The organism is Cohaesibacter celericrescens, from assembly GCF_002866925.1.
Lineage (GTDB): Bacteria > Pseudomonadota > Alphaproteobacteria > Rhizobiales > Cohaesibacteraceae > Cohaesibacter > Cohaesibacter celericrescens.
In genome coordinates this window covers 1-11,715 of record NZ_PKUQ01000005.1, presented here as the reverse complement: position 1 = coordinate 11,715, position 11,715 = coordinate 1, and the positions used below count along the sequence as shown (strand labels likewise).

The 11,715-nt window shown below is 51.1% G+C and carries 11 protein-coding genes and 2 pseudogenes; 8 read left to right on the top strand and 5 right to left on the bottom strand.

The window, feature by feature from the left end; translation table 11 throughout:
- Nucleotides 1–25 precede the first annotated feature (25 nt).
- Together C0081_RS04150 and C0081_RS04145 are read right to left on the bottom strand one after the other, a co-directional pair.
- Nucleotides 26–247, bottom strand: coding sequence for a hypothetical protein (locus tag C0081_RS04150; protein ID WP_146006398.1), 222 nt, complete (start codon nt 245–247; stop codon nt 26–28).
- Nucleotides 248–673: 426 nt separating this feature from the next.
- A complete protein-coding gene (locus C0081_RS04145; protein ID WP_101532552.1) occupies nt 674–1,150 on the bottom strand; it encodes an Lrp/AsnC family transcriptional regulator in 477 nt (158 codons plus the stop codon).
- A gap of 140 nt (nt 1,151–1,290) precedes the next feature.
- Between C0081_RS04145 and C0081_RS04140 the strand changes: the two genes are divergently transcribed.
- From C0081_RS04140 to C0081_RS04125, 4 genes are all read left to right on the top strand, one after another.
- Nucleotides 1,291–2,325 carry a zinc-dependent alcohol dehydrogenase family protein gene (locus tag C0081_RS04140; RefSeq protein ID WP_101532551.1) on the top strand — a complete coding sequence of 345 codons (1,035 nt, stop codon included), beginning with the start codon at nt 1,291–1,293 and terminating at the stop codon, nt 2,323–2,325.
- 300 nt (nt 2,326–2,625) lie between these two features.
- Nucleotides 2,626–3,258: a tyrosine-type recombinase/integrase gene (locus C0081_RS04135; protein ID WP_101532550.1), complete on the top strand. Its 633-nt coding sequence runs from the start codon at nt 2,626–2,628 to the stop codon at nt 3,256–3,258.
- Between the two features lie 134 nt (nt 3,259–3,392).
- A complete protein-coding gene (locus C0081_RS04130) occupies nt 3,393–4,136 on the top strand; it encodes a hypothetical protein (protein WP_101532549.1) in 744 nt (247 codons plus the stop codon).
- A 262-nt stretch (nt 4,137–4,398) separates the two neighbouring features.
- On the top strand, nt 4,399–4,755 hold the full coding sequence (locus C0081_RS04125; protein ID WP_101532548.1) for a hypothetical protein: 357 nt from the start codon (nt 4,399–4,401) through the stop codon (nt 4,753–4,755).
- A 284-nt stretch (nt 4,756–5,039) separates the two neighbouring features.
- Here C0081_RS04125 and C0081_RS04120 read toward each other — a convergent pair whose 3' ends face one another.
- Nucleotides 5,040–5,426 (bottom strand): cupin domain-containing protein, encoded by a 387-nt coding sequence (locus C0081_RS04120; protein WP_101532547.1) that lies wholly within the window; start codon nt 5,424–5,426, stop codon nt 5,040–5,042.
- A 184-nt stretch (nt 5,427–5,610) separates the two neighbouring features.
- On the opposite strand from C0081_RS04120, the gene C0081_RS04115 reads away from it, so the two are divergent.
- From C0081_RS04115 to C0081_RS04105, 3 genes are all read left to right on the top strand, one after another.
- The gene (locus tag C0081_RS04115) at nt 5,611–5,877 is read left to right on the top strand and encodes a hypothetical protein (protein ID WP_180966753.1); all 267 of its coding nucleotides are present in this window, start codon (nt 5,611–5,613) and stop codon (nt 5,875–5,877) included.
- A 198-nt stretch (nt 5,878–6,075) separates the two neighbouring features.
- A complete protein-coding gene (locus C0081_RS23165; protein WP_180966752.1) occupies nt 6,076–6,249 on the top strand; it encodes a hypothetical protein in 174 nt (57 codons plus the stop codon).
- The gene (locus C0081_RS04105; RefSeq protein WP_101532545.1) at nt 6,249–8,747 is read left to right on the top strand and encodes an AAA family ATPase; all 2,499 of its coding nucleotides are present in this window, start codon (nt 6,249–6,251) and stop codon (nt 8,745–8,747) included. The genes C0081_RS23165 and C0081_RS04105 overlap by 1 nt, the downstream gene beginning before the upstream one ends.
- A 141-nt stretch (nt 8,748–8,888) precedes the next feature.
- On the opposite strand, the pseudogene C0081_RS04100 reads toward C0081_RS04105, so the two are convergent.
- A pseudogene (locus tag C0081_RS04100) lies at nt 8,889–9,536 on the bottom strand (transposase); the annotation flags it as partial.
- An 83-nt stretch (nt 9,537–9,619) separates the two neighbouring features.
- Between C0081_RS04100 and C0081_RS04095 the strand changes: the two are divergent.
- Nucleotides 9,620–10,758, top strand: a protein-coding gene (locus C0081_RS04095; protein ID WP_101532543.1) for an IS3 family transposase whose coding sequence is annotated in 2 segments (ribosomal slippage) — nt 9,620–9,887 and nt 9,887–10,758 — 1,140 coding nt in all. Because the reading frame shifts where the segments join, the coding sequence is not laid out codon by codon here.
- A 49-nt stretch (nt 10,759–10,807) separates the two neighbouring features.
- Here C0081_RS04095 and C0081_RS04090 read toward each other — a convergent pair.
- Nucleotides 10,808–11,566 (bottom strand): annotated as a pseudogene (locus C0081_RS04090) (transposase); the annotation flags it as partial.
- Between the last annotated feature and the right edge of the window lie 149 nt (nt 11,567–11,715).

Here is an 11,715-nt window from a genome sequence, read left to right as displayed (position 1 = left end):
GCAGGCATTGATGCTCCTATGTTGGTCAAGCCTGAATGAGTACGCTTAAAAGCTGTCTTAATGCCGCTTCTGGATTTTTCTCAATGACGAGAGCGCCAAGGACATAATCATTGAGCAACTCACGACGATCGCCGGCGAGTGGGACGGGGTTTGCGAGGTAGCCAAGCTCACCGAGACAGACCGGGATCTGTTTGCCCGACGGCAGTTCTTGAATGCCTATTGTGACGACGGGCTTGGGACAGAGCATAGCGACCTGGCGGAACGTTTTGCGGCCGCACGCGTGCAGCTTCTTGGCTAACGCAGTGACCAACCGAACTCACTTCTAGCATCTAAGCCACTAAAAAAATAATAGGTTTTTCAAAAGAAAAACGCCATTTAGGGATGCGACCGCTTCTACGAATTGTTAGAACTAAACAGCCCGGTCAGCTAGTCAGATAACAATTCAGGTTGCAAAAACGGCCATACATGCCCGTAACTAGCAATCGCGGCCCTTTGCTGCCTCTCGAGGATGGGCGGATGCTGCAATGCGGTTGCTAAAAAGAGGCCACTCAGGCAGCCCGCAGCATTTTCGCATCGTAGGTGGCATGTGTTGCGTCGATCCGTTGAAGCCACCGGACAAAACTGCCGTTCGCGCTGTCAATATCCAGATCCGTTTTCGTTTTGCTGACTAGGACTATCGCTTCGAAACACGAACAGGCAGCTTGCTCGACGCCTTCATCTCCTTAAGCGAAAGGTTTGAGCGAATGCTGGTCACCCCCGGTAGGCGCCGCAAAGTGTTGTCAACGAAGGCGCTGTAGTCATCCAGATCGCGGGCAACGACAATGAGAAGGAAATCGTCCTCGCCCGTGGTGTTGTGGCAGGCGAGGATGTTGGGCGTGACCTCTATAATACGTTGGAATTCGGCAGTCGCAGCCTGATCATGCTCGGAGCAACTCAGTTGCACGAAGGCCATAACCCCAAGACCCAGTTTGCGTCGATTTAGGTTGGCTTGATACCCTTCGATGATGCCCGTCTCTTCCAGTTTTTTGAGCCGCCGCCAGCACGGGGTCTCGCTCATGTTCAGATGCTCGGCTAGTCTTGTGTTGGTCATGCGCCCGTCACCTTGCATAAGTTCCAGAATCTGTACGTTGATCGCATCGATGTCCGACATGAGTGGAATGCCCTCAAGAAAAGAATGAAACGTGATCTTTCTTCTCAAAAATATTACAAATTAGGGCAGAATGGCAAATCTATTTCGTCCTTGTGTGGTAGAAAACGTCCCAATCGAAGTGAAACCCGAAAGACCTCATCATGAAAGCTGTCCTGTTCGAGAAGTTCCAAGAAGCCCCTAAAGTTGCCACCGTCGCGGACCCAATGCCCGAGGCACATGGTGTTGTCGTGAAAGTCGAGGCCACTGGGGTCTGCCGCAGTGACTGGCACGGCTGGATGGGGCATGACAGCGACATCGAGTTACCGCATATCCCCGGCCATGAGTTGGCGGGCGTGATTGAGGCGATCGGCAAGGACGTCAAAAATTGGAACGTGGGTGACCGGGTGACGGTGCCGTTCATCTGTGGCTGCGGGACGTGTAGCGAGTGTAACGCGGGGCATCAGCAGGTGTGTCTGCATCAGGAGCAGCCAGGATTCACCCATTGGGGTAGCTTCGCGGAATATGTGCCTATCCATCAGGCAGACCTGAATGTGGTGGCCCTTCCCGAGAGCATGGCCTTCGCCACTGCGGCCAGCCTTGGCTGCCGGTTCGCCACCTCGTTTAGGGCCGTGATCGACCAAGGCAAGGTCCGCGCAGGCCAATGGGTCGCAGTGCATGGCTGCGGTGGTGTGGGTCTGTCAGCGGTGATGATTGCTTCTGCTGCCGGGGCCAATGTGATCGGGGTGGACATCGACCCGGTCAAGCTGTCGCTGGCTAAGGAACTGGGCGCGGTGGCGGCGCTTGATAGCAAAAGCGATGTGGTCGAGGCAATCAAAGAGATCACAAAGGGCGGCGCGCATGTCTCGCTCGATGCTTTGGGACATCCCGTTACAATGACCAACTCTATTCTCTGCCTGCGCCCGCGTGGCAAGCATATCCAAGTGGGCCTCATGCTGGGCGACTATGCAGCGCCCGCCGTGCCCATGCCCAAGATCGTCGCACAGGAAATCGAACTGCTCGGATCGCACGGTATGCAGGCGCATCGCTATGGCGCGATGCTGGACATGGTGGAAAGCGGCAAGCTCGATCCGGCGCGGTTGGTCGGCAACAAAATCAGCCTTAACGCAGCCCCCGAGGCTCTGATGAACATGGACAAATTTCTGTCCATCGGCGCAACCGTCATCACGAGCTTCTGAGTCATGGCTAGGATTGCACTGGTCGGCGGCGGCAACATGGCGTCGGCCATCGCCGGCGGACTGATTGCGAGCGATTCCTGAGATTACGGCACCTCGGCAACCTGATCCCCTACAGCAAAACTGGAATTTTGTTAGACGGTTAGCCCTCACGAAACTGATAACGCAGCCATTCAGCCTAGGTACAGCATTTTGCAATTCGGGTTCATAGCGGCAGTTTGCTCAACCTAACTAATCAGTTCAATATGTCTCTGCTCAATGTCTGGGTGCTGGGATGGAGGGATTGGAGAGGAGGAATTGCAAATGTCTGCTTCCAATTTGCCGATGGTTGTTCCCGTAAAACGCGCTTGGAACCGTGGAAGAATAATAGGTCAGAAAAAGCCACTCCAGCCCAAGCATGTCTGGGCGATCCGCGTGAGGCTTGAAATTGCAGGTGCTGTTCGCGATCTTGCCCTATTCAATCTGGCAGTCGATAGCAAACTACGTGGATGCGATCTGGTCAGGCTAAAAGTGGCCGATGTTTACGCCGCAGGAGCAATCAAGGAACGCACTTCTATTCTGCAAAGCAAAACTAGCACTCCGGTGCGTTTCGAGATTACAGAAGGGACACGAAAGTCCCTTAAGGAATGGATCTGCCTTCCTGCAATGATCGGTCATTCCTATCTCTGGCCGGGTCGTTTCCACGACCGCCCACACATCTCCACCCGCCAATATGCGCGGCTTCTGAAAGAGTGGGTACAGTCCATTGGCCTAGAGCCAAGTGCCTACGGCACACATTCAATGAGACGTACAAAGGTAGCTCAAATTTACAAGAAAACGGGCAACTTGAGAGCCGTTCAGCTTTTGCTTGGCCATACAAAAATGGATAGCACTGTCCGTTACCTTGGCGTCGATCTTGAAGATGCCCTTTCAATATCCGAGAGCGTTGAAATGTAAAAAGAAAAGGGCCGGAGTTACATCCGGCCCACTCCTGCCATTGGCCAGATCTTGAATGCTGCAATGCGATTTCCTCGTAGCGGCCGTTCGCATAACGCCTGTTCAAACAAAAAGTGTTGCTGCATATTGCATCTATGATCAAGATTATCTCGCATACTATTATCATCATATTGTTCACAGTCGTTTCACAGCTCGGTGGTCTAGCATGGTTGATCGCATTGAATTACAAGCGCAGAATTCTCGTATTTATTGCCACCTACTGCGCGTTATCATTGGCTGCGCTATGGATCGCCCCAATGCTTGGGCGCGAGCCTTTGCCCTGTATTTCAGGAAACGCCTTGCGGATGCAATCAACGGTATTTTGCATACTGAACAGGCAATATGTCGTTCCGGAGCTCAAGGAAGTGTTGACCGACTACGCTGCACGGATGGAACACGACTTTCCCAACACGACTACTCGCGTATTAGACGCCAATTTTCCCTTTGTTTCGGGTTTTCCTCTACTTCCACATCTGTCACATGACGATGGGAGAAAGGTGGATCTGGCCTTCTATTACGAAGATGAAACTGGCTATTTGCCCAACGCCACAAGATCACCAATCGGGTACTTCGCATTTGAGCAGGGCCCAACAGATTGCCCTGATAACTCGATGACTTTAAGATGGGACTTGGCTTGGCTGCAAAACCTATGGCCGAACTATCAACCAGAAGCGTTGCGGATGAAAGCTGGATTACAATGGCTCGGCGACGATGAACGGGTTGGAAAGGTTTTCATCGAACCTCACTTAAGGGCGAGGTATGAGGCTCAGAGCACGAAAATCAGGTTTCAAGGCTGCCGTGCCGCTCGTCATGATGATCACATTCACGTTCAGTTATAGAATCAAATCAGTGTAGGTTTGGTCTCCAATCGGCCTGATGCAACGCATCAATGGACAATTGTTACCCAAGCTCGAGACCAGCACTCGCGGCCCAAAACTGCCTGACAGGATAGGTTTGATTGGTGCAGCGCAACTCTTAAAAGCGGACTTCTAGACGCAGGGAGATACGGCCTGCTTTGTGTGATCTACAACGACCGTGAAGGTTTGATTGAATTTTCTTTTCTGCTACGGTTCACGGCGTTTTGAGGAAAGGCAGACAAGAATGTCATATATCTACTGCGCGATAATCTTGGGAGTGATCGGTTTTCAAGTCGCGTTGATCCTTGGAGCCCCATGGGGCAGAATCACGCAAGGCGGGCAAGTCGATGGACCCTTGCCTCGCTCTGGTCGCATTATTGCTGCGGTTTCTATTGCCATCTTAGTTGGAATGGCTCTTGCAATCTTGTCTGCTGACGGTTGCTGGCCAGGTTGGCCGTCATGGACAGGATGGGCTGTCGTTGCGATGAATGCGGTGATGATGGTGCTGAATTGGATCACTCCGTCTACTGCAGAACGCAAACTCTGGGGTCCGATTACAACAGTTATTCTCGTCCTAGCCTTGACGGTTCATTGGTTGTGACCGCGAATAGGCCTCTTCAGGTTTCGATTGAATTTGAGTAATTCACCTATGGCGCTCACTGCGCGAGTATACGCATCGGTGCTTAATGCAGCATCTTATAAGTTGGGTTCCATGCTGTGACCTGCAGAGCTAGATCTAATTGAAAGGTCGGCCCTGAGCCGCCGTTCGACACTAGATCCAATTCCGCAATGCGATATCTCACTAGCTGCCATTGATCTGACCGAATAAATTCGGACTTGGATCGTTTGATCCGGCAAGCCAAGCATTTGAAGCAAGGTTTTTGCCTACTTTGGATCATCCAGCCCGTTTGTAAGCGAGATCCAAAGAACCAGCTGAGGACCCGGTGAATGACGAGAGAGGTGCCCCTTGCCATGAGTATCTTCTACAAGAACAAACTCACCGGCTTCGACTTTCCGAACTTCTCCATCGCTCGTTTCATATTCTACAGAACCATTTAGTCTTACGGTTAACTCTCGGCCGGGTACCGTGTGCCAATCAACCTGCTTCATTCCAGCAGGAATGCTAGTGAAGCGGACTCTATCAGCAGGATAGCTGGCAGAGACGTCAAACGGGGTCGCGGCATGATGAACCCGAACTTGGCTCGTCGGAATTTCTATCTCATCAAAATGGCTCTCTCCATCTGGTGTGGCATAAATCCGTAAGCATTTCACTGTGGCGTCTCCATTGGTTTGCTTAAAATCGGTTTTTGATGCGCGGTAACCTGATATCACTATTTAGGAAATTCGTCCCGTTTCCCGTTCTTCAGCGGCCCAATCCAGACCTTGAGTTGACTTCCAATACCGCCATGCAGCATAACAGTTACAGACATTCGCAGCATACAAAAGAGATATGTTTATGGAACGAGAGCCAAACCTGATTGTATCAAGTGCTTCGCAACTAATCGTCGAAGATGGCATTCGTTTCAAGATAGACATCTATAAACTTGAAGGTGGAGACGGCTGGTCACTTGAAGTCGTGACTACCGATGGGACGTCGATAGTTTGGGACGATCTATTTGATGACGATTACGCCGCGTTTGAAGAGGCCGTGACAACCATTCGCAAAGAAGGTGCCGCTGCTTTCGTTAATGGCGGCGAGAATGTGATTCCTTTCAAAAGGTAATCAATGCGAAGACGGCCCTGAGCGGACTTCTAGCCTCTTCTGAAATGCTGCAATGCGGTAGATGTTGACGCGATGACTGAGAAATTCTAGATTGACGTGTATATTTCAAACGGAATTCAACCAGGTTGAAAAGTGTCTAATTTCAATTTCGATGATAGCAACAGATTTCTAGAAAACTGCACTGCGTTCGTGGAGCACGTGAAAGATATTGATCCTGAAATGGCGGCAATCCTTGAAGCCAACTGGGACAAGCTTCTCGCTGTCGTTAGCGACGGAGAAAGGGACACAAGATCCCGAACAGCTTTCAACGAAGCCATTGTTGCCGCTATCGATGACCTTCTTGTGCCCGACACAGAAGCGGAGGGTGAATAATGCCACGCTATTTTCTCCGCAGACTGAAGATCGAGGGCTTTCGGGGCGTTAATAATCAAGGCAATCCGCTCGACATCAGCTTTAAGCCCAATGCTGTGAACTCTGTATTTGCAGTCAATGGCATAGGGAAAAGTTCAATATTTGAATCGTTGTACTACGTGATTCATGGAACCATACCCAAACTTGATGACCTAAAAGCTCATGAGCGTCCTCAGGATTACTACTGCAACCGCTTTCACTCCGGCGACAAGGCCTTGGTTGAAGTAGAGTTGGAGCCGGATGATGGCGGTGCGGTGGTGTCCATCAAAGTAGAACGAGATGGTGCAGGAAACCGTACGGTCAGCAGTGCCAGCGGGCATGCAGATCCCGAAGGTTTTCTTTGTACACTGAACGAGGCATTTGCGCTCCTAGATTACCGTACCTTCTCACGGTTCATAGAAGAGTCTCCGCTGGAACGTGGCCGGACATTCTCCGCCCTATTGGGGCTTTCAGAATATTCGGATTGCCGTCAAGCATTGCAGGTCGTCTCCGATACGCGCACGACGAACACCGATCTCGATATAAAGATTCTGGCAACACAAATCTCCGGAACTGAGCGCTTAGTACAGCAAGCCTTGACTGCGCTACGTGCCAACTTCGAGAAAGTAATGGGAAAGCCACTCGACGATGTGGACATGCTCGACCAGTACGCCACTGAGGTCTCACAAGCTCTTGGCAACGTCGAACTTCTCAAAGAATATTTCGATGGCAAGCCACTGGATGACATCGACTTCGACGCCATCAAGAATGCAATCAAAACGGCGGAAGGCGGTGAGAAGCGTAAAGAACTTGCGACTATTATTGCCGAAATCACGGCCCTGGAGACACTGGGAGCCCATGACGCAACGGAGATTGGCGAAGAGCAGGAGAAAATCAAGGGAATCATCGCCGAACGAGATGCTTTGCTGGCCACTACCCGTGGCGATTTATTTGAAAAACTCTATTCAGCCGCTCAGAATGTCGTTGAAAGTGATGCTTGGAACAATGATGCCGAATGTCCGCTCTGTGAGAGCCAACTCCAATCTTCCATAGGCGCGCATATCCATCACCAACTCAACCATTATACTGATACAGCGGCCAAGGCGAAGGAACTTGGCGAGTTATGGGAAGGCTCGGCGTGGCGGCAATGCCTTTCCGACCACGAACTCGCAAAGGAGCTAGGTGTGGATGCAGCGGACCGTATTCTTGTGCGCCTCCAAACGCGGATGAAGACAGGGGAGACGAGCGAGACGGAAGTCAACGCCGCAATCACGCGCACTAACGAGCTTATGGCGCTTGTTGCCGACTTGCTGGACAAGGCGCAGAAAAAGAAGACGAACCTCGAAGCCGAGCTTCCGGCATCGCTGGTTCAGCTTACTGAGCAAGTGGAATATGGGCGACAGTTCAAAGACGCCTTCAATACCTATAGGAATGGCCAAGTTGAAGCGTCTGAACAGCAAGCGCGTCTGGATATCCGCGAGCGCTGGAAGACGTTTATCTCGAATGTTTCTTCCAGATTTTCCACCGCCGAGGCGGCGCTGTCGAAGGCCAAGATCAATAACATCGATGACGATTATAAATCCATGTACAAGGACATCATGCAGGTTGGTGACGTTGTGCCGGATCTTCAGCGCGCCAACAACAAAGAAGACCTGAACGTCGAACTCAGTGATTTTCATGGGCAGCATAAGCTATCCGCGCGCGCGCTGCTGTCAGAAAGCTACCGCAATGCCCTTGCTATTTCCGTTTTCCTAGCTGCTGCTATGAAGCATTCCGGCGCGCCGCGCTTTGTTGTCCTTGATGACGTGACATCGAGTTTCGATGCCGGGCACCAGTTCTACTTGATGGAACTAATCAGAACCAAGCTGCAGCATCCGAAGAATGCTAACGGTCTTCAGTTCATCATCCTGAGCCATGATGGATTGCTTGAAAAATACTTCGACACGAAGGGAGGAACGGCAGACTGGCATCATAATAAACTGCAAGGCTCGTCCCCAATGGGAGATATTCTTCACCAAGCGCAGGGTGCTGATCGCCTCAAGACACGTATAACTTCCCTTCTTGCTGCTGGGCAGATCAGCGAAGCGGAGCCGATTGTCCGCCAATATCTGGAATACAAGCTTCAGCAAATTATCCGAAAAGTGAATGTTCCTGTACCAATCGATTTTGCGATAAAGGACACGAACAAGATGGTCAGTAATTGCCTCGAGGCCATCAAAGAGGCGATGGATCTGCACCAAAGGGCGGGCTCCCTTGTTCTTGACACGCAGCAGGTTCAAGGTGTGTTGAACTCCCATGTTCCGGCCATTATTAGCAATTGGGTCAGCCACTATGCCACGGGTGGAAGCAGTAGCTTTTCTGCTCCAGTGCTCAATGGTGTTCTTACATCGATTGATGACTTGGCTGACTGCTTCAAATACGACGATACTTCAGTATCGCCGCCTCAGCGCAAGTGGTACAGATCTCTTTCCAGACGATAGAACGTTACTACTGCAGCGAAGAACAACTTTCCGCACCTTCGCCGCAGCACAGCGAATGACCGGAATCCGCCAATTTCGTTGAAAAAGTCGGCTTTTCTGGGTGGATTTTAGATATTGGAAGAATAGCCGCAAGGCTTGGCATTACGCTGGGTGCGGTTTCCGCGTATTTGGAAATAGTTTTGCCAGTTTCCTAAGGTTCTGGGCGGTTGCTGCGAGGAGGAATTCATCATTTGCACCATTGGGACCTCGTAATCTTAGTCGCCTGAGACCCAATATACGCTTGAGGTGGGCGAACAGTATCTCGACCTTCTTTCGCAGCTTGCATGAGATGGCATAGTCATCGGTTTCGGCTATGTCGCGAGCCATCTGGCGCGCGCCCTCATATTTTGAACGCAGAAGCCTGCGCGGTGTTCCCTTTGGACAGCATTGTTGCCTGAGGCTGCAGGCTTCGCAGTCTGCTTTTGCTGCGCCATATTTGACAAAGTCGGGGTCCTTCTGGTCGGGGCGAATGGTTTGGAACTTTCTGCGACTTCTGAGCAGTTGCTTGCCGGCGGGACAGATATAGGCATCCGTCTCATGCTCATAGACAAAGTCCTCGCGTGAGAATGTCCCATCATCACGTTTTGATTTGTCGATTACCGGAATATGCGGTTCAATCCCCCAATCATAGACTAGCCAAGCTAGCATCTCTGCAGACCCATATGCAGTGTCAGCGATCAAACGCTCTGGCCAAAGACCAAACCGTTCATGCGCGCGTTCAATCATGGTTCGCGTCGCATAGGTCTCAGAGGTGGCTCGGGAAATCTGAACAGGTGATATAAGTGGATTTTGGTCTGTAATTTGTCCTTATTGGGCTTACAGGAGATCCTACTATGACAAGACGCCCCAGACGCAATCACACCTCTGCTTTCAAATCCAAGGTAGCCTTAGCAGCAGTTCGTGGCGAGCAGACATTAAGTGAGCTTGGCCAGCAATACGATGTTCATGCCAATCAGATCAAGCAATGGCGCGACCAACTTCTTGAAGGTGCCAGTGACGTTTTTGAGAAGGAGTCCAAGGCTCCGGATCCGACGCCAACGATTGATGTAAAAACTCTTCATGCCAAGATAGGAGAACTAACGCTTGAGAATGATTTTTTAAGCGGGGCGCTCAGCAAGGCCGGTCTTCTGAGCGCAAAGAAATGATTGATCCCAAACACAGACTCTCCTTGTCCCGACAAGCAAAGGCGTTGGGTATCAGTCGAGGGTGCTTGTATTACACGGCAAGGCCAACGTCTGATGCCGATCTGAATCTGATGCGGCGGATTGACAAATTGCATCTGGATTATCCCTTTGCGGGCAGCCGGATGCTTCAGGGCCTTTTGCTTGGCGAGGGACACAAGGTTGGTCGACTTCATGTTTCAACGCTGATGAAGCGGATGGGGATCGAGGCAATTTACCGTCGCCCCAATACATCAAAGCCAGCGCCGGGACATAAAATATATCCTTACTTGCTGAGGAAACTAGCTGTCACGCGCCCCAACCAAGTCTGGGCGATGGACATAACCTATGTTCCCATGGCCAAAGGCTTCGTCTATCTGGCTGCCGTCGTGGACTGGTTCTCTCGACGTGTATTGTCCTGGCGGCTTTCCATCACCCTTGATACAGCTTTCTGTATTGAAGCGGTTGAAGAGGCTATGGCCAAGTATGGCAAGCCGGAGATCTTCAACACCGATCAGGGAAGCCAATTCACATCGCTGGCATTTATCAAAATGCTCAAAGATGCCGATATAGCTATCTCAATGGACGGGAAAGGGGCTTGGCGGGACAATGTCTTTGTTGAGCGACTTTGGCGCTCTATCAAATATGAAGAGGTCTATCTGCATGCCTATGGCAATGTGCCAGAGGCAAGAAATGGCATCAGGGAGTATCTGGAATTCTACAATTCCAAACGCCCTCATTCATCCCTTGACCGAAAGACACCGGATCAGGTCTACTTCAACCAAATGAAGCCGCTGAATATCGCAGCATGAAAGCAGGCCGGATCCACTTATAAAACAGCAAAAACCTGTTCAAACAAACCGAGCCACCTCTCTCACCAGTACGAATGGAACGGCTGGCTTGTACGTCAACTATGATAGCGTTATCGGTATCGATCAAATAATTGTCGGAATAGGCAAAGAAAGCAGGACCATGAAGAGCAGCTGTCCACTGGCTTGATGGGTCTGAATGCGAGGTAAATTTGGGAACAACCTCTGTTGCCGCACCGAAAGCCTCATCATCAAGGGCAAAGAGATAGTCTTTGACCGCGCGGGAGGCCGTCTCCGGATTGATCTTGTCCAGATCCCAGTCTTCCTTGGCGGTGGAATTCTGTTTATTGGCATCGGCTTCAATAAGACTGGCGTCTGTCGCAAAACGCTCGCCGCCAACAGCACCCTCTTCAATGCAGCGGGCAACCACTGCCTCGAATACGGCCCGTAGCAGATTGCTTTCGCGGAAACGGCCATGCCGGTTCTTTGAGAAAGTCGAATGGTCTGGTACGGGGTCAGTCAAATCCAACCGGCAGAACCAACGATAAGCCAAATTGAGATGAACCTCGTCACACAGACGGCGCTCGGAACGGATGCCATGAATGTAGCCAACCAACAGCATTCTAATCATCAGTTCTGGATCAACAGACGGACGGCCCGTGTGGCTATAAAATGGCTTGAGGTGTTCGCGGACTGCAGACAGGTCCACAAACCGATCTATAAAGCGAAGCAAATGATCCTTCGGAACATGCTCTTCTAGTGAAAACTCGTAAAAAAGCGCCGCTTGCGTCTCCTGTTTCGGCCCCATCATCGCCTTGAATCCTCCCTGCCCATAGACAGATTGAATCAGCATTTACACCGCGCTGCAACAGGAGTTTTTCAACAAAACTCGCCATCTCTGGCCATTGGTGCCAGATCGGCCAGAGCTGCATGTAAGCGTCGGCTGTGCCTAATATATGC